This is a genomic window from Pseudonocardia sp. ICBG162 (assembly GCF_020496225.1).
GTDB lineage: Bacteria > Actinomycetota > Actinomycetes > Mycobacteriales > Pseudonocardiaceae > Pseudonocardia > Pseudonocardia alni.
Window position 1 is genome coordinate 332,243 of sequence record NZ_JAHLJD010000017.1, and the last position, 17,670, is coordinate 349,912.

Consider the following 17,670-nt stretch of genomic DNA (forward strand, 5'->3'; position numbering starts at 1 on the left):
TGTGATCCTGCTGATACTCGGGATATCGAATTCGTTCTCCGCATTGCGGAAAATGCGGCCCGGCGACGTCGCGCGGACCGCGTCATCAGTTCCTGTCTGCGTCAGTGCCGACCCCAGAGGAAAACGATGTCCATCGAACTCATCACCATCGTGGCACTCGCCCTGGTGTTTCTGATAGCGACGATCCTGCCGGTCCACATGGGCGCGCTGGCCTTCGTCGCCGCGTTCGTCGTCGGCACGGCGTTCGTCGGGGAGGACACCGACGACATCGTCGGCGGGTTCCCCGGCGACCTGTTCGTGATCCTCGTCGGCGTGACCCTGCTGTTCGCCATCGCCAAGGGCAACGGGACCGTGGATCGCCTGGTCCAGCTGGCGGTACGGGCCGTCGGCGGCCGGATCGCGCTGATCCCGTGGGTCATGTTCGGCGTCACCGCGGTCCTGACCGCGGTCGGCGCCGTCGTCCCCGCCGCGGTCGCCATCATCGCGCCGATCGGCATGGGATTCGCCCAACGCTACAAGATCAACCCGATGCTGATGGGCCTTCTCATCATCAACGGGGCGAGCGCGGGCGGCTTCTCGCCGATCAGCATCTTCGGCAGCATCGTGAACGGTGTCGTCGCCCGCAACAACCTGCCGAGCAATCCGGGACTGCTGTTCGTCTCGTCGTTCGTGTTCAATCTCGCGCTCAGCATCGTCGTGTTCCTGATGTTCGGCGGACGGGAACTGCTCCGCCGTTCCCGGGATGCCGCGGGATCCTCCGGCGCCGGCGACGACCGGGTCGCCGTGGCCGCCGAGCCGGGCACCTCGCTCGCCCTGGGCGGCGGCGCCGTCCCGCACCGCCGGTCACGGACGGTGACCGGTGGGGCCGGGTCGGGTGGGTCCGGGGCCGCCGAGCCACACGGACCGGACGACGACGAGCCGCACCGCCCGCTCGAACGCGACCACGTGTTCACGATCCTGGGCCTGGTCGCCCTGGCCGTCGGCGCACTCGCGTTCGGCCTCGACGTCGGCTTCACCGCGCTCACCGTGGCCGCGGTCCTCTCGGTCATCTCGCCGTCCTCGGCCAAGGCGGCCGTCGGGCAGGTCGCGTGGCCGACGGTGCTGCTGATCTGCGGGATCGTGACCTTCGTGTCGCTGATGGAGCGGGTCGGCACCATCGACTGGCTCGGCAACCTCGTGACGACGATCGGGTCCCCGCTGCTGGCCGCGATCATCATCTGCCTGATCGGCGCGATCGTGTCCGCGTTCGCCTCGACCACCGGCATCCTCGGCGCCCTGATCCCGCTGGCCGTGCCGTTCCTGCTCGCCGGCGAGGTGGGCGCGGTCGGCCTGATCATCGCGCTGTCGCTGTCGTCGTCGGTGGTGGACTCCTCGCCGTTCTCCACCAGCGGGGCGCTGGTCGTCGCGAACGCGCCGGCCGACCAGACCGACCGGGTGTTCCGCGGGCTCATGATCTGGGGCTTCAGCATGTGCGCGGTGGCGCCGCTGCTGAGCTGGCTGATCTTCGTCGTCCCCGGCTGGGGCTGATCCGGTGCCGGGAACGGGAGCAGGCCCGGGCGGCGGCGTCCAGTCCGTCGTCCGGGCCTTCCGGATCCTCGACGTGCTGGCCGAGGCGGACGGGGAGCTGTCGATCAGCGAGCTCGCCGCGGCCGTCGACCTGCCGCAGCCCACGATCCACCGGATCGTCGCGACCCTGCGCGAGCTCGGCCACGCCCACCAGGTGGCCAACCGCCGCTACACCCTCGGGCCCCGGCTGATCGGGCTCGGGGACCGGGCGTCGCGGGTGCTGGGGGTGCGCGCCGGGGACGACCTGCGCGCGGTGGCGGAGCGGTTCGGCGAGACCGCCAACATGGCCGTGCTCGACGGGGAGCGCGCCGTCTACACCGCGCAGGTGCCCGGGCCGCACTCGATGCGCACGTTCACCGAGGTCGGGCGGCGGGTGCCGCTGCACAGCACCGGCGTCGGGAAGGCGCTGCTCGCCCAGCTGCCCGCGCCCGCGGCACGGCGGCTGCTGGGCTCCACCGGGCTGCCCGCGGCGACCGACCACACCGTCGTCGACCCCGACCGGCTGCTCGACGAGCTGGACCGCATCCGCCGGGCCGGGTTCGCCGTGGACGCCGAGGAGCAGGAGGTCGGCGTGTTCTGCGTGGCCGTCCCGCTCGCCGGGGTGTCCAGCCCGGCGGCGCTGTCGGTGTCCGGCCCGATCCACCGCTTCGGACACGACCGCGTCCCCGAGGCGGCCGCGCTGCTGCGGGCCGCCGCCGAGGGCATCGGTGGGACGCTCGAGTGAGCGCCGCCCGGAGCTCAGGCCCCGCGGCGGCGGGCGAGCCACTCCTCGGACTCCGGCGTGCCGCCGTCGAGCCGGTCGACGAGGTCGAGCAGGAACGACGTGTGGCCGTGCTCGGTCAGGGCCCGCTGTGCGACCTCCGGGTCCCCCGCCTCGACCACGGCGAGCAGCTCACGGTGCCGCTCGACGTTCTCCAGCAGGGACTCGCGACGGGCGGTGCGGTTCATCGCCATGCACAGCTGCATCTGGAACGACAGCGCCCGGTAGGCCTCGGTCAGCCGCGAGTGCCCGGCCAGCGCGACCAGCGACAGGTGGAACTCGAACTTGTGGTGCAGGAACCGGCTCTCGTCGCCGGCCCGGCCGACCTCCTCGAACGCCGCCAGGGCCGCCCGGCAGCGCTCCAGCCGCTCGGGCACGCGCACCGGCACGCCGAGGCGGACGGCGAGCGCCTCCAGGTCCTCGCGCAGGGTCACGATCTCGTAGACGTCGTGCCGGGTCAGCGTGCGCACGGTCGCGCCGCGCCGCGGGTGCGCGACGACCAGACCCTCGTGGGTCAGCGTCTGCAGCGCCTCACGCAGCGGCGGGCGGGAGACCCCGAGCCGCTCGGTCAGGCGCGCCTCGACCAGCCGCTCCCCCAGCGCGAGCTCCCCGGAGAAGATCATCGCGCGCAGGGCGTCGGTCGCCAGCTCCGCCATGGACGGCGGCGCGACGATCCGGCCACCGGTACCCGTCTGTACCGCAGTCACCGCACCCACCTCTCCCGTGTTTCCGTATACCGTATATCAAGGCCGACGCCGACGACCCCGGAGGGCTGCCGATGCAGACCGACCCACCGCTGACCGGAGTGCTCGTGCTGGAGGTGGGGGCCTTCATGGCCGCGCCGTTCGCGACGATGCAGCTCGCCGACCTCGGAGCCCGGGTGGTCAAGGTCGAGCCGCCGGGCACCGGCGACCCGACCCGGTCCGCGGGGCCGTTCCTCGACGGCGAGAGCTCCCCGTTCCTGCGGCTCAACCGCAACAAGGAGTCCGTCGTCCTCGACCTCAAGGACGAGCGGGGCCGCGCCGCGTTCCTGGCCCTGGTCGACCGCGCCGACGTGGTGGTGGAGAACCTGCGGCCGGGCGCGATGGACCGGCTCGGGCTCGGCTACGAGGCCCTGGCTCAGCGCCGCCCGGAGCTGGTGTACGCCTCGGCGTCGGGCTGGGGTGTCGACGGTGCGGCCGCGACACGGCCGGGGCTCGACATCATGGCGCAGGCCGCGAGCGGGCTGATGAGCGTGACCGGGGAGCCCGACGGCGACCCGGTCAAGGTGGGCGTGCCGGTCTGCGACCTGGTGACCGCGCTCTACGTGGCGCTCGCGGTGACCGCGGCGCTGCGCGAGCGGGACCGCTCCGGGACCGGCCAGCACATCGACGTCTCGCTGCTGGAGTCGGGCGTCTCGCTCGCGGTGTGGGAGGCGGGCATGTACCTCGGCGACGGGGAGGTGCCCGCGCGGCAGGGCTCGGCCCATCAGCGCTACGCCCCGTACCAGGCCGTCCGCACCCGCGACGGGCACGTGACGGTCGGCGCGAACACCACCCGGCTCTGGACGTCGCTGTGCGCGGCGCTCGGGCTGGAACGCCTCGAGCACGACCCCCGCTTCGCCGACCCCGGCTCGCGGCTGGCGAACCGGGTGGCGCTGATCGACTGCATCGAGACGGTCACGACCACCCGGTCGTCGTCCGACGTGCTCGCCGCGCTCGACGCGGCCGGGGTCCCCTGCGCGTCCATCGCCGGCTACGACGAGGTCTTCACCGACCCGCTGCTCACCGGCCGGGACTTCTTCTGGGACGCCCCGCACCCGACCCTGCCCGCGGTCCGCCAGCTGGGGTCGCCGATGCGCTTCTCCCGCACCCCCGCGCGGCGGGGCACCGCCGGGCCCCCGCTCGGCGCGGCGACCGACGACGTCCTCGCCGAGCTGTCCGACCCCGCCCGCGGGGGCCACGCGTGAGCCCGGAGGTGACCGCGGAGCTCGCGGCCGGGGTGCTCACCGTGACCTTCCGCCGTCCCGAGCGGCGCAACGCGCTGACCTGGGACATGTACGAGGGGCTGGTGGCGGCGTGCGAGCGGGCCGACGCCGACCCGGAGGTCCGGGCGCTCGTCGTGCGCGGCGAGGGCGGCCGGGCCTTCGCCGCGGGCACCGACATCGGCCAGTTCCGCGCGTTCACCTCGGGCGCCGACGGGGTGGCCTACGAGCGCCGGGTCACCGCCGTGCTCGACCGGGTGCGCGCCGTCGGCGTGCCCACCGTGGCCGCGGTGGCCGGGTACTGCGTCGGCGGCGGGCTGGGCATCGCCTGCGCGGCCGACCTGCGCATCGCGACGCCCGGGTCCCGGTTCGGCGTGCCGATCGCCCGCACGCTGGGCAACTGCCTGTCCGCGCGGACCCTGGACCTGATGGTCGAGGCCCTGGGCCGCCCGCTGACCGCGGACCTGCTGCTCACCGCGCGGATGCTGGAGACCGAGGAGGCCGCGCGGGTGCCGGGGTTCCTGCACGCCGTCGTCGACGACCTCGACGCGGGGCTCGACGCGCTCACCGGGCGGCTCACCACCGGCGCACCGCTGACGATCTGGGCGACCAAGCGGCTGCTGGACGACCGGTCCGCCGACGACACCGCGGTGGTCGACCGGGTCTACGGCTCGGCCGACTTCCGCACGACGGTCGCCGGTTTCGGGCAGGGCGGCACCCCGAGCTGGACCGGGACCTGATCCCGGGCTCCGGTCCGCCACCGTGGCGGACCGACGCCCCGGGGTGGGCGCCGGACCGCCGGCCCCGGGTGGCGGGACCGACGGGCCCGGACCGCGGTCAGCGGCGCCGCAGCGGCCGGGCCGGGCCGGTCAGCGGCGGGGTCGTCCCGCCCTCGGCCTGGACCTGGCGGCGGGCCTGCAGGTAGAGCGCCGGACCCGACACCAGCCCGCGCAGCTTGCGGGCGCCCGCACCCCCCGGCAGCGCGACGACGTCCTGCGGCGCCGGGTGCTCCTCGACCGTGACCGACCCGAACCGCTCCGGCGACGGCCCGGGCCCGCCGACGACGGCGGGTGTCTGCTGCTCGTGGCGGGCCCGCGCGACGGCCTTCGGCGCCGAGGACTCGCGGCGCACGATGTCGCGCAGCCGCCCCAGCGCGGCCGGGAACCGGCGCACCGCCAGCCGGCGCGCCCGCGGGTCCAGCGCCACCTTGCCCAAGAAGGCGCCCAGGCCGAGCGCGTAGCCGCCCATCTGGTCGCGCAGCTCGCCCGACGAGGGCCGGTGGTGGTGCCACACCCACGCCGAGGGCAGGTAGGCCAGGGTGCCGCCGTCGAGCACGATCCGGACCAGCAGCTCGATGTCCTCGCCGCCGCGGGTGGACCGGCCCGGGCCGAGCGCCTCGTCGAACCCGCCGAGCGCGCGGACCGGCTCGGCGCGCACCGCCAGGTTGGCGCCGATCCCGAACAGGCCCGGGGAGAACGGGAACACCGGGGAGTCCGCGGGCGGGTCGTCGAGCCGGAACCGGCGTGGCAGGAAGCCCTTGTTCCAGGCCAGCGCGACGTCGGCGGCCCGCTCCTCGGGGGTCTCCAGCCGCGCGGCGAGCACGGGCCCGCTCAGCGCGGTGAGCCCGGGGTCCTCGGCGAAGGACCCGGCGATCCGCGACGCCCACCGCGGGTCGGGCTCGGTGTCGTCGTCGGTGAACGCGACGACCGCGGTGCGGGCCTCGGCGAGGCCGCGGTTGCGCCCGACCGACACCCCGCGCCGCGGCTCGCGGACGTAGCGGACCCGCGGGTCGTCGCAGTCGCGGACGACCTCGCGGGTGCGCTCGTCGGGCGGGTCGTTGTCGACGACGAGCACGGTCACGTCGGGGTGGTCGCCGGCCAGCACCGCGGCCAGGCAGCGGCGCACGCTCTCCGGCCGCCCCCGCGTCGCGACGACGACGGTCAGCGGCTCGGCCGACACCGCGGGCTCCCCCGGCGGCTCGCGCCCGGCGACGGCCGCGGCGGCCCGGGCCAGGTCCGCGGCGCGCGCCCGGCCCTCGTGCAGCGGGACGTCGGCCTGGCCGACGGGGACACCGCCGTCGGTGACCAGCAGCCGGGCCGAGCCGAACCGCGGCGGGACGACGAGGTCGCCGGCACCGCGGCCCGTGCCGTGCACGGCACGGTGGTGGGCCAGCTCGCCCACCCAGACGGGGCCGCCTGCTCGGTCCGGCACTGCTGCGACCTCCCGGGTCGTGGGTCCTCTGTCGGTGGGTCCGTGTCGGTGGCCCGGCCCCGGGACCCGTCCGTTCGCGGACGTGCCCCCGTGTGCCTACGTCGCGGACCGCCGCCCGGTTCACCGTGTGCGGCCGACGTCACGTTGCGCCGCACCGGGTCCCGCCCCGGGCACCGGACCCCGGCGTCGAGCCGGCCGGTGCGCCGCGCCGGTCGCGGCCGGCACGCACCCCGATCGTGGCAGAGCACCCGGTACCCGCGCTCACCAGGCACGGGACACCTCCTGCACACTGCTCCGTCCGCCACGGCCCGGACGGCCTCCCGGCGCAGTCACCGGAGGAGGTGCCGCCCGGGCGTCGCCGGCGGGCGTGCCGGGTTCGTGACGGGCTGGTCCGTCCGGGGCTTTCCCGGTCACGGTGCGCACCGCGACATCGGCTCGCGCACACCGTTCGGCGCAGCACACCGACCGTACGACCCGAACGGCGCACCGCACCCACCGTTGGGCGTGGCTCCGGTGCGTGGGTCGCTCCGGACCGGCCGTTCGCCGCACACCCGGCGAGCCCGGTCGGTGTCCGTGTCACGGAGCGGTTACGGTCCCTCCTGGCTGGCCGACGAGATGTCGGCTGGTGCGCCTGGTCGGTCCCACGCTCCCCGCTGACCGACACTCCCCCTGGCGCCCACCCAGCACGCAGCGGGCGGAGCCGTGTCCGGTCACGAGGACCGGGGCGGATCCGAGGTGGCGAGGACCCCCGAATGACCACTGCACTCACCCCGGACCTCCATACACCCGAGAGCGACGTCCCCCGGCGTCGCCGGGACCGTGACGCCGGCGCGGGCATCTCCGCCGCCGAGCTGCTCGCGCGCTACTCCGAGGCCGGTTTCGACGCCCCCGCACCCGGCAGCCGTCGCGCCCGCCGTTCCGAGGTCCCCGGCCCGGGCCTGGAGCGCATCGACACCCCCGCGACCGGCCTCCCCGCCGCGTCCGGCGGCGACACCGTCATCACCCGCGACGCGCCGGACACCCCCGCCGGCGTCACCTCGCGGACCGCGATCGGCCTGCTCCGCGGCACCTCGGACACCGGGCCGCTCGGGCGCCACCCGCGCGCCGTCGTCGCGACCATGTCGGCGACGCTGGTCGGCGCCACCGCGGTCATGGGCGTCGTGTCGACGCTCAGCTCCCCGGAGCAGTCCCCCGAGACCTCCGCGGACATGGACCTCACCGGCGCGGCCAACGAGGCCACGATGAAGCTGTCGGTCCCGGCCGCGGGCTCCGAGCACGGCGGCACCGGCACCAGCGACGCCGCGTCCACCCTGACCAGCGGATTCGAGCACGTCACCGCGTCGGTCCCGCAGGCCTTCGAGAAGGCCGACGCGGCCCGCATCGCCGCCGTCGCCCAGAAGGAGGCCGCGGCGAAGGCGGCCGAGGCCCGGGCGAAGGCCGCCGCGGCGTCGGCCCGGCACGGCGGCGGGGACGACGACGGCGACGGTGACGGCGGCGGGCTCGGCGACATCGTCGGCGGCCTGACCGGCTCCTCCGACGGCGCCCAGGCGCTCGCCCAGGCCAAGCAGCAGCTCGGCAAGCCCTACAAGTGGGGCGCCACCGGCCCGAGCGCGTTCGACTGCTCCGGCCTGATGGTCTGGGCGTTCGAGCAGATCGGCGTCGACCTGCCGCGCACCTCCAGCGCGCAGTCGCAGATGGACGGCACCCCGGTCTCCAAGAGCCAGCTCAAGCCCGGCGACCTGGTGTTCTTCTACTCCCCGGTGAGCCACGTCGGCATCTACGCCGGCAACGGCAAGGTGCTCCACGCCTCCACCAGCGGCGAGCCGGTCAAGTACTCCGACATCGACGCGATGCCGTTCCACAACGCGGTCCGGGTCTGACCGACCGCGTCACCGAACGTCCGAGGCCGGTGCCCCTGGGGAGGGGCACCGGCCTCGACGCACGTCAGGGGCGGACCCGCCCGTGTCCGGTGGCGGCCTCGAACGCCGCCGCCACCTCCAGCAGCCGGGTCTCGGCCCGGGGGGCCGCGACGAGCTGCAGCCCGACCGGGGACCCGGCCGCGGTGAACCCGGCGGGCACCGACAGCGCGGGACACCCGGTGGCGCTGATCAGCGTCGCCGACCGCATCCACCCCAGGTAGTCGGGCTGCGCGACCCCGGCGACGGTGTCCGGGTACTCCTCCTCCACCGGGAACGGCTCGACCTGCACGGCCGGGCAGGCCAGCACGTCGTAGCGGGTGAAGAAGTCCGCGACCACCTCGTGCAGCCGGGACTGCGCCAGGTGCGCGCGGGTCAGGTCGGCGACGGTGAGCCGGCGCCCGGCGTCGACGTTGCCGTGGATGGTGGCCTTGACCTGCCCGGGGTGTGCGTCGACGACCGGCCCGAGCCCGATCAGGAACTGCCAGGCCCGCAGCGTGGTGAACACGTCGTCGGCCTCGTCGAGGTCCGGGCAGTCCGCGGTCACCTCGGCGCCGATCGCGCCGGTGAACACCCCGGGGACGTCGGCGAGCACCGCGGCCGGGCCGGGGTCGACCGGGATCCGCCCGCCCAGGTCGGGGGCCCACGCGACGCGCAGGCCGCGCAGGTCCACGTCCGGGCGGGGCGCGACGAACGGGCCGTCGAGGGACAGCGGCGCCCGCGGGTCCGGCCCGGCCAGCACCGACAGCAGCAGCGCGACGTCGGCGACGGTGCGCCCCATCGGCCCCTGCACCGCCAGCACCTGGCGCGACAGCGGAGCCGGGTACGACGGCACCCGCCCCGGGGTCGGCCGCAGCCCCACGACGTTGCACAGCGACGCCGGGTTGCGCAGCGAGCCGCCCATGTCGCTGCCCTCGGCCAGCGGCGCCATCCCGCAGGCCAGTGCGGCCGCCGCCCCGCCCGACGAGCCGCCCGCGGAGTGCCCGGGCCGGTAGGGGTTGTGCGTCGCGCCGAACACCGGGTTGACCGTGTGCGACCCGGCCGCCCACTCCGGGGTGTTGGTCTTGCCGAGCCGGATCGCCCCGGCCGCCGCCATCCGGGCCACGACCAGGTCGTCGGTGCGGGGGACGTGCCGGGCCATCAGCGGCGACCCGTGGGTGGTGCGCATCCCGACCGTGAGGTGGGTGTCCTTGTGCAGGGCGGGCAGCCCGTGCAGCGGTCCGTCCGGCCCGGAGCGGACCAGCCGGTCGTCGGCGGCCGCCGCGGCGGCGAGTGCACCGTCGGCGTCGAGGGTGACGACGGCGTTGACGTGCCCGTTCACCGCGTCGATCCGCTCCAGGCAGGCCCGGGTCAGCTCCCGCGAGGACACCTCGCGCGCGGCGACGAGCGCGGCCAGCTCGACGGCGGGGCGGTCGACCAGGGGGACGTCGGGTTCCGGTTCCACCCGCACACACCTACAGCGAACGCAGCCGCTCCGCGACCGCCTCGGGCAGCACGTCGGAGATGAACGCGCCCGCGCCGGACTCCGACCCCGCCAGGTACTTGATCTTCCCGGGTGCCCGGCGGATCGAGTGCAGGCGCAGGTGCAGCCGGGCGTCGGAGCGACCGTCGGACTCCAGCACCGGGGCCTGGTTCCAGCCCGCGACGTAGGGCAGCTCGTCGTCGTAGAGGGCGTCGAGGCGGCGCAGCACGTCCAGGTAGAGGGTCGCGAACTCGGCGCGCTGGGCCTCGTCGAGGGCGGGGAGGTCCGGGGTCGGACGGTGCGGGTACAGGTGCACCTCGACCGGCCAGCGCGCCGCCTGCGGCACGAACGCCGTCCAGTGCTCCCCCGCGACGACGACCCGCTCCCCCGCCCGCTCGGCGGCCAGCTGCGTGTCGAACAGGTTCTCCCCGGTCGCCTCCCGGTGCGCGGCGACGTGGGCGAGCATCCGCTGCGGGAACGGCGGGACGTAGGGGTAGGCGTAGATCTGACCGTGCGGGTGGGACAGCGTCACGCCGATCTCGGCGCCCCGGTTCTCGAACGGGAAGACGTAGCGGACCCCCGGCCGGGCGCCCAGCTCGGCGGTCCGGTCGGCCCACGCCTCCAGCACCAGGCGGGCGCGGTCGGGCGTCAGCCGGGAGAACGGGGTGTCGTGGTCGTCGGTGAAGCAGACGACCTCGCACCGGCCCGACGCCGCCTGCGGCACCGGGCCCGGCTCGGGCAGCGGCTCGCCGGGCGCCGACCCGAACGACGGGAAGCGGTTCTCGAACGCGACGACGCCGTACTCCGGGCTCGGCACCTCGGTGTGGCGGCCGTCGCGGCTGGGGCACAGCGGGCACTGGTCGGCCGGCGGCTTGTAGGTGCGGTCCTGCCGGTGCGCGGCGATCGTCACCCACTCCCCGGCCAGCGCGTCGTAGCGCAGCTGGGAGGCGGGCACGACCCGCGGGAGGTCGCGGGCGTCGACCAGGTCGGCCGGGTCGCGGGGGGCGTGGTCGGGGCCGTCGAACCAGATGATCTCCCGGCCGTCGGCCATCCGGGTGGTCAGCTTCTGCACCTTCTGCACGTACGTCACCTTCCGGGGCGGGCAATGATCACGTGGTCGACCTCGCCCTCGAGGACCGCACGGTCGGCGTCGGCCAGACCGGAGTCGGTCACGAGCACGTCGGCCTCGGACAGCTCGGCGATCGTCGAGATCCCGACGGTGCCCCACTTGGTGTGGTCGGCGACGACCACGAGCCTGCTGCCGGACTCGATGAGGGCGCGGTTGGTGTCGCGCTCGGTGAGGTTCGGGGTGGAGTAGCCCGCCGCGGCGCTCATGCCGTGCACCCCGAGGAACACCGTCTCCAGGTTCAGCGAGCGCAGCGCGGTGATCGCGACCGGGCCGACCAGGGCCTCCGAGGGCGTCCGCACGCCCCCGGTGAGGATCACCGTGGTCCCGCGGGCGTCGGCGCCACCGGTGTGGAACGCGTCGGCGACGGCGACGGAGTTGGTCACCACGGTCAGCCGCGGCACCGCGGCGAGCAGCTGGGCGAGCCGCCAGGTCGTCGTGCCCGCGGACAGCCCGATCGCGGCGCCGGGGGTCACCAGCTCGGCGGCCGCGGCGGCGATGGCGTCCTTCTCCTCCAGCTCGCACACCGACTTCGCGGCGAACCCGGGCTCGGAGGTGGTGTGCTCGCCGACGGCGGTCGCGCCGCCGTGCACCTTGTCCACCAGGCGTCGCCGGGCCAGCACGTCGAGGTCGCGGCGCACGGTCATCTCGGACACGCCGAGGTGGTCGGCGAGCTCGGACACCCGCACCGCGCCGCGGGTGCGGACCTGCTCCACGATCACCTCGCGCCGCTGTTCGGCGAGCAGGCTCATCGCGTCCGGGCCGGACACCGTCGGGACTTCACCCGCACAGAATGCAACACAACCGAACGTGCGGCAAGGGTCGACCGTGCGTGTCGGGACCCGGTCGCCGGCGGAGCGGAGGTCACCGAGCGGTCTCGAACTCGAGCGAAAGTGTTCACTTCTGATCGAGTGCGGTCTAGCTTGTGCGTTGGTCCGCGCAACGTGCCGTCGTGCACCACCGGCCGGCGGACCGGCAGCGCACGCACTCGACGGCGAGGAGCTACCCGAGATGGATCATCACGAGACGGCCCGGCGGGCCCCGGGGACGTCCCGGGAGGACGCGGCATGACCGCCCAGGAGGTCCTGCGCCTCAACCCGAACCTGGTCGACTACCTGCTGGTCGCGTTCTACTTCGTGCTGGTGCTCGGCATCGGCTTCGCGGCGCGGCGCTCGGTGTCCTCCAGCCTCGACTTCCTGCTGTCCGGCCGGTCGATGCCGGCCTGGATCACCGGTCTGGCGTTCATCTCGGCCAACCTGGGCGCGATCGAGCTGATCGGCATGGTGGCCAACGGGGCCCAGTTCGGCATCCCGACGGTGCACTACTACTGGCTGGGCGCGATCCCGGCGATGGTGTTCCTCGGCATCGTGATGATGCCGTTCTACTACGGCTCCAAGGCCCGCAGCGTCCCGGAGTTCCTGCTCAAGCGGTTCAACAAGACCACCCAGCGGGTGCAGGCGGTGATCTTCGCGGTCGCCTCGATCCTGATCGCCGGGGTCAACCTGTTCTCGCTCGGCCTGGTCCTGGAGGCGCTGCTCGGCTGGTCGCTGTACCTGGCGATCCCGGTCGCGGCCGTCGTCGTCCTGGGCTACATCTCCCTCGGCGGGCTGTCGGCCGCGATCTACACCGAGGTCCTGCAGTTCTTCGTGATCCTCGCGCTGCTGATCCCGCTGACCGTCGCCGGGCTCAACCGGGTCGGCGGCTGGGACGGCCTGACCCGCGCGGTCACCGAGGGCCCGAGCGGCGGTGCGGACCTGAACGCCTGGCCCGGCACCCCGCTCACCGAGATCGCGAACCCGTTCCTGTCGGTGCTGGGCATCGTGTTCGGCCTCGGGTTCGTGCTGTCCTTCGGCTACTGGACGACGAACTTCGCCGAGGTCCAGCGCGCCCTGTCGGCCAAGTCGATGTCCGCCGCGCGGCGCACCCCGATCATCGGTGCGTTCCCGAAGGCGCTGGTCGTGCTGGTCATCGTGACCCCGGGCATGATCGCCGGGATCCTGGTCCCGCAGATCGCCGCGGTGAAGTCCGGCGGCGGCGACGCCGTCGAGGGCATCACCTACAACAACGCGCTGTCGCTGCTGATGAAGGAAGTCCTGCCCAACGGGATCCTCGGCGTCGCGATCGCGGGTCTGCTGGCCGCGTTCATGGCCGGTATGGCGGCGAACATCAGCTCGTTCAACACGGTGTTCACCTACGACATCTGGCAGGACTGGGTGCGCCCGGGCCGCGCCGACCGCTACTACCTCGGCGTCGGCCGGCTGGTCACGATCGTCGGCTGCGTGCTCGCGATCGGCACCGCGTTCATCGCGTCCGGGTCGGCGAACCTGATGGACTACATCCAGTCGCTGTTCAGCTTCTTCAACGCGCCGCTGTTCGCGATCTTCATCCTCGGCCTGTTCTGGAAGCGGATGACCGGGCCGTCGGCCTGGATCGGCCTGCTCTCCGGCACCACCGCGGCGGTGCTGGTCGACATCCTGGTCCGCACCGACGTCTGGACGATGTCCAGCCAGGCGGGCAGCTTCGTCGGCGCCATCGCGGCGTTCGTCGTCGGTGTCGGCGTGTCCGCGGGGGTCTCGATGGTGACCACCCCGAAGCCGGACGCCGAGCTGGTCGGGCTGACCTGGAGCCTGACCCCGAAGGAGGCGCGCACCCACTCCACCGACGGTGACGACGCCGGCTGGTACCGCAGTCCGAACGTCCTCGGCGCGCTGGTGCTGGCCCTGACCGTCGTCCTCTACGTCGTGTTCGGCTGAGCGGAGACCTGCGATGAGCTCGAAGAGTGAGAACCACCCCGACCACCACGGGACCGACGCACCGGTGTCCTCGACCGCGGCGAACCTGTTCGACCTGCGCTCGGTGATCGCCCTGCTGTTCGGGGTCTACGGCATCGTCCTGCTGGTCATGGGGATCGTGTCGGGCAACGACCCGGAGAACCTCGCCAAGACCGGCGGGACGAACCTCAACCTCGACACCGGCATCGGCATGCTGGTCATCGGGGCGTTGTTCGTGCTGTGGGTGTACCTGCGACCGCTGAAGCTGGCCGCGCCGGAGCAGCAGGACTGACCGCACTCCCCCGGCCGGGGGCGCCCTCAGCGCTCCCGGTCGGCGGGGGTCGGGTAGACCGGGTTGAACGCCGCGAGGGTGTAGTCGTCGATCCGGCGCGCCACGCGGGTCAGACCGGAACGCAGGACGCGGAGGGTGTCGCTCATGGGTGGGGGTCCCTTCGATGTCGGCGGTGGAACCGCCTGGTGTGGACGAGGGAGCCCGCCGGGTGAGGCGGGCGGCCTCGTCACCGGACACGTCCAGGATGCACTGAATCGATCCCGACACGCCGCCGATCGCGAGCGCGGTCACGGTGTGAGGCCGGTCGCGGCGTGCGGGTGATCGCCCGCGACGGGAGCGCGGAGACCGAGATCGCCCGGTCGCGCTTCCTCTGCACCGTCGCCCGGGTCGCCGACGTCGGGGCCGCCCAGGCCGTGATCGACCGCGTCCGCCGGGCCGGTCCGGACGCCACCCACCACTGCACCGCGCTGCGCATCGGCGACCCCGGCACCGGGGACCTCACCGCCCGCAGCAGCGACGACGGCGAGCCCTCGGGCACCGCCGGCGTCCCGATGCTGGAGGTGCTCACCCGGCGCGGGCTGACCGACGTCGTCGCCGTCGTCTCGCGCTGGTTCGGCGGGACGAAGCTCGGCGCGGGCGGGCTGGTCCGCGCCTACTCCGGCGCCCTGACCGCGGCCCTGGACGCGGTCGGCGAGCTGCGCCGGGTCCGGCACCGGGAGCTGCTGCTCGCCGTCGGCCACGACCGCGCCGGGCGTCTGGAGCACGACCTGCGCCACTCCCCGTACCGGCTGGGCGAGATCACGCACGGCACGGACGTCACGCTGACCGTCGCCGTCCCGGAGGCCGAGACCGGTGAGTTCGCCGACTGGCTCGCCGCCCACACCGGCGGCGACGTCGAGGCGCTCGACGCCGGCCCGCGCGACCTCTACCTACCCTGAGCGCGTGCACATCCGCGCCGCCACCGACGACGACCTCCCCGCCGTCCTCGCCGTGCTCCGCCCGATCTTCGCCGAGGGCCGCACCTACACCGTCCCGCCCGACGCCGACGACGCCTGGGTCACCCGCATGTGGATGCTCCCGCCGCCCGCGCGGGTCGTCGTGGCAATGCGGGACGGACGGGTCGTCGGCACCGCGAAGACCGGGCCCAACCAGCCCGGGCCGGGCTCGCACGTCGCGACCGCGAGCTTCGCCGTCGACGCGGGCGAGGCCGGGCGCGGCACCGGCCGCGCGCTCGGCGAGCACGTGCTGGCCCTCGCCCGCGCGGACGGGTACACCGCGATGCAGTTCAACGCCGTCGTGGCGACCAACACCCGCGCGGTCGCGCTGTGGCACTCGCTGGGCTTCGCCACGGTCGGCACGGTGCCCGACGCCTTCACCCTGCCCGACGGCGCGACCACCGGCCTGCACGTGATGCACCGCTACCTGTGAGCCGCACGGCCTGAACCGTTGCAGCTCTGTACCAGCGGAGTTAGTCGTGCCTACACTGCGTCTTCGTCGGACCTCATCACCTCGCGGGGGCGCACATGACGAGCACGGGCACGGCCGCGGCGGCGGCACCGGTCAGCGTGGAGCAGCTGCGCCGGCGCGGCTGGCGCGGCAGGCTCGCCGTCCTCGGGCCCGCGTTCGTCGCCGCCGTCGCCTACGTCGACCCGGGCAACTTCGCAACGAACTTCTCCGCCGGTGCCGGCTACGGCTACCTGCTGGTCTGGGTGATCGTCGTCGCCAACCTGATGGCGATGCTCATCCAGTCGCTCTCGGCCAAGCTCGGGCTCGCGACCGGCAAGAACCTGCCCGAGCTGTGCCGCGAGCACCTCACTCCGTGGCGGAACCGGTTCATGTGGGCCCAGGCCGAGCTCGTCGCGATCGCGACCGACCTGGCCGAGGTGATCGGCGGCGCGGTCGCCCTGCACCTGCTGTTCGGGATCCCGCTGTTCACCGGCGGGGTGATCACCGGCGTGATCGCCTTCGTGCTGCTGGGCCTGCAGTCGCGCGGGCACCGGCCGTTCGAGCGGGCGATCGTGTTCCTGCTCGCGATCATCATGGTCGGGCTGGTGTCCACCGTGGTGCGCACCGACGTCGACGGTCCCGCGCTGGCCGCGGGCCTGGTCCCCGGCTTCGACGGCGTCGGCTCGCTGGTGCTCGCCACCGGCATCCTCGGCGCCACCGTGATGCCGCACGTGATCTACCTGCACTCCGCCCTGACCCAGGGCCGCCTGGTCGCCCGCGGGCCCGAGGACACCCGGTTCCTGCTGCGGGTCGGGCGCACCGACATCGCGCTCGGGATGGGCGTGGCCGGGCTGGTCAACCTGTCGATGCTGGTCGTGGCGGCCGCCCTGTTCGCCGGGACCGACGTGCCCGGCACCGACACCCTGGAGGGGATCTTCGCCGGGCTGGGCACCGAGCTCGACGCCGTCGCCGCGTACGGGTTCGCGATCGCGCTGCTCGCCTCGGGGTTCGCGTCCTCGGGCGTGGGGACCTACGCCGGGCAGGTCATCATGGCCGGGTTCCTGCGCCGCCGGATCCCGCTGCTGCTGCGCAGGCTGCTGACCCTCGCGCCCGCCCTGCTCGTGCTGGGCATGGGGATCGACCCGACGCAGGCGCTGGTGCTCTCCCAGGTCGTGCTGTCGTTCGGCATCCCGTTCGCCCTGGTCCCGCTGGTGTGGCTGACCGCCCGCCGCGAGGTGATGGGCGACCTGGTCAACCACCGCGTCACCACGGCCGCGGCGGTCGTCGTCGCCGCGGTCGTGGTGGGACTGAACGCCTTCCTGATCTGGGAGGCCTTCGTCGCCTGAGTCAGCGGCCGCGCCACACCGGGTCGCGCTTCTCGGCGAACGCGGTCGCGCCCTCGCGGGCGTCCTCCGAGGTCAGGACCGGGCCGATGATCGCGTCGTGGCGCTCCCAGCGGTCGGCGCCCCAGTCCGGGCTCTCCCGCACGATCCGCTTCGACGCGGCGACGCCGAGCGGCCCGTTCACCGCGATCCGCGCGGCCAGCGCCAGCGCGGCCTCCAGCGCGGTGCCGTCGTCGACGACGGAGTTGACCAGACCGGCGGCCTCGGCCCGCGCGGCGTCGATCGGGTCGCCGGTCAGCAGCATCTCCAGCGCCAGCGCCCGGGGCACCCGGTTCGCCAGCTCCAGCGCACCGCCGGCGGCGGCGACCAGGGATCGCTTGACCTCCGGCACTCCGAAGCGGGCACCGCGACCGGCGACGACGAGGTCGCAGGCCAGCATGATCTCGAACCCGCCGGCCAGCGCCCAGCCCTCGACGGCGGCGATCATCGGCGTGACCGGCGGGGCCTGGGTGATCCCGCAGAGCCCGCGCCCGGGCACCGACGGACGCTCGCCGCGCAGGAACGCCTTGAGGTCCATCCCGGCCGAGAACACCCCGCCCGCCCCGGTCAGCACGCCGACCCGCAGGTCCGGGTCGGCGTCGAGCTCGTCGACGGCCGCGGCGATCGAGCGCGCGACGTTCTCGTTCAGCGCGTTCTTGGCGCGGGGCCGGTTGATCGTGATCAGCAGGACGCCGTCCCGCCGCTCGACGAGCACCTCCTCCTCGGAAGCGGCCGGTCCGGAAGGAGTCAGTTCTGACTGCTCTGTCATGGGGCC

General features: G+C 74.3%; 16 protein-coding genes. 10 read left to right on the forward strand and 6 right to left on the reverse strand.

Features of this window, described 5'->3' with window-relative positions:
• Positions 1-126: 126 nt before the first annotated feature.
• The gene (locus KPL60_RS15650; RefSeq protein WP_226366284.1) at positions 127-1,527 is read left to right on the forward strand and encodes an SLC13 family permease; all 1,401 of its coding nucleotides are present in this window, start codon (positions 127-129) and stop codon (positions 1,525-1,527) included.
• Between the two features lie 4 nt (positions 1,528-1,531).
• On the forward strand, positions 1,532-2,290 hold the full coding sequence (locus KPL60_RS34690) for an IclR family transcriptional regulator (protein WP_226366285.1): 759 nt from the start codon (positions 1,532-1,534) through the stop codon (positions 2,288-2,290).
• 14 nt (positions 2,291-2,304) lie between these two features.
• Here KPL60_RS34690 and KPL60_RS15660 read toward each other — a convergent pair whose 3' ends face one another.
• A complete protein-coding gene (locus KPL60_RS15660; RefSeq protein ID WP_374203909.1) occupies positions 2,305-3,033 on the reverse strand; it encodes a GntR family transcriptional regulator in 729 nt (242 codons plus the stop codon).
• 71 nt (positions 3,034-3,104) lie between these two features.
• Here KPL60_RS15660 and KPL60_RS15665 point away from each other — a divergent pair, with 71 nt between their 5' ends.
• Complete coding sequence (locus KPL60_RS15665) at positions 3,105-4,274, forward strand: CaiB/BaiF CoA-transferase family protein (protein WP_060711459.1); 1,170 nt, start codon at positions 3,105-3,107, stop codon at positions 4,272-4,274.
• The gene (locus KPL60_RS15670) at positions 4,271-5,029 is read left to right on the forward strand and encodes an enoyl-CoA hydratase (protein ID WP_226366286.1); all 759 of its coding nucleotides are present in this window, start codon (positions 4,271-4,273) and stop codon (positions 5,027-5,029) included. The genes KPL60_RS15665 and KPL60_RS15670 overlap by 4 nt, the downstream gene beginning before the upstream one ends.
• Positions 5,030-5,126: 97 nt before the next feature.
• Here the strand turns inward: KPL60_RS15670 and KPL60_RS15675 are convergent, their stop codons facing one another.
• Entirely contained in the window at positions 5,127-6,500 is a 1,374-nt protein-coding gene (locus KPL60_RS15675) for a glycosyltransferase family 2 protein (protein WP_226366287.1), read from the reverse strand.
• 752 nt (positions 6,501-7,252) lie between these two features.
• Here KPL60_RS15675 and KPL60_RS15680 point away from each other — a divergent pair.
• Positions 7,253-8,380 (forward strand): C40 family peptidase, encoded by a 1,128-nt coding sequence (locus tag KPL60_RS15680; RefSeq protein WP_226366288.1) that lies wholly within the window; start codon positions 7,253-7,255, stop codon positions 8,378-8,380.
• A gap of 64 nt (positions 8,381-8,444) precedes the next feature.
• Here KPL60_RS15680 and KPL60_RS15685 read toward each other — a convergent pair whose 3' ends face one another.
• Genes KPL60_RS15685 through KPL60_RS15695 form a run of 3 tightly spaced genes read right to left on the reverse strand, consistent with a single transcriptional unit; the run spans position 8,445 to position 11,756 of the window.
• Positions 8,445-9,860: an amidase family protein gene (locus tag KPL60_RS15685; protein WP_226366289.1), complete on the reverse strand. Its 1,416-nt coding sequence runs from the start codon at positions 9,858-9,860 to the stop codon at positions 8,445-8,447.
• A gap of 10 nt (positions 9,861-9,870) precedes the next feature.
• Entirely contained in the window at positions 9,871-10,929 is a 1,059-nt protein-coding gene (galT, locus tag KPL60_RS15690) for a galactose-1-phosphate uridylyltransferase (protein WP_226366602.1), read from the reverse strand.
• A 35-nt stretch (positions 10,930-10,964) separates the two neighbouring features.
• On the reverse strand, positions 10,965-11,756 hold the full coding sequence (locus KPL60_RS15695) for a DeoR/GlpR family DNA-binding transcription regulator (RefSeq protein WP_226366603.1): 792 nt from the start codon (positions 11,754-11,756) through the stop codon (positions 10,965-10,967).
• Between the two features lie 315 nt (positions 11,757-12,071).
• On the opposite strand from KPL60_RS15695, the gene KPL60_RS15700 reads away from it, so the two are divergent.
• From KPL60_RS15700 to KPL60_RS15720, 5 genes are all read left to right on the forward strand, one after another.
• A complete protein-coding gene (locus KPL60_RS15700; RefSeq protein WP_226357876.1) occupies positions 12,072-13,757 on the forward strand; it encodes a sodium:solute symporter family protein in 1,686 nt (561 codons plus the stop codon).
• Between the two features lie 13 nt (positions 13,758-13,770).
• On the forward strand, positions 13,771-14,067 hold the full coding sequence (locus KPL60_RS15705; protein WP_226357877.1) for a hypothetical protein: 297 nt from the start codon (positions 13,771-13,773) through the stop codon (positions 14,065-14,067).
• A gap of 311 nt (positions 14,068-14,378) precedes the next feature.
• Positions 14,379-15,005 (forward strand): YigZ family protein, encoded by a 627-nt coding sequence (locus KPL60_RS15710; RefSeq protein ID WP_226366290.1) that lies wholly within the window; start codon positions 14,379-14,381, stop codon positions 15,003-15,005.
• A 4-nt stretch (positions 15,006-15,009) separates the two neighbouring features.
• Positions 15,010-15,495: a GNAT family N-acetyltransferase gene (locus KPL60_RS15715; protein ID WP_226357879.1), complete on the forward strand. Its 486-nt coding sequence runs from the start codon at positions 15,010-15,012 to the stop codon at positions 15,493-15,495.
• 95 nt (positions 15,496-15,590) lie between these two features.
• Positions 15,591-16,859, forward strand: a complete 1,269-nt coding sequence (locus tag KPL60_RS15720) for an Nramp family divalent metal transporter (protein ID WP_226357880.1) — start codon at positions 15,591-15,593, stop codon at positions 16,857-16,859.
• A 1-nt stretch (position 16,860) separates the two neighbouring features.
• Here KPL60_RS15720 and KPL60_RS15725 read toward each other — a convergent pair whose 3' ends face one another.
• Positions 16,861-17,664, reverse strand: a complete 804-nt coding sequence (locus KPL60_RS15725) for a crotonase/enoyl-CoA hydratase family protein (RefSeq protein WP_226357881.1) — start codon at positions 17,662-17,664, stop codon at positions 16,861-16,863.
• Between the last annotated feature and the right edge of the window lie 6 nt (positions 17,665-17,670).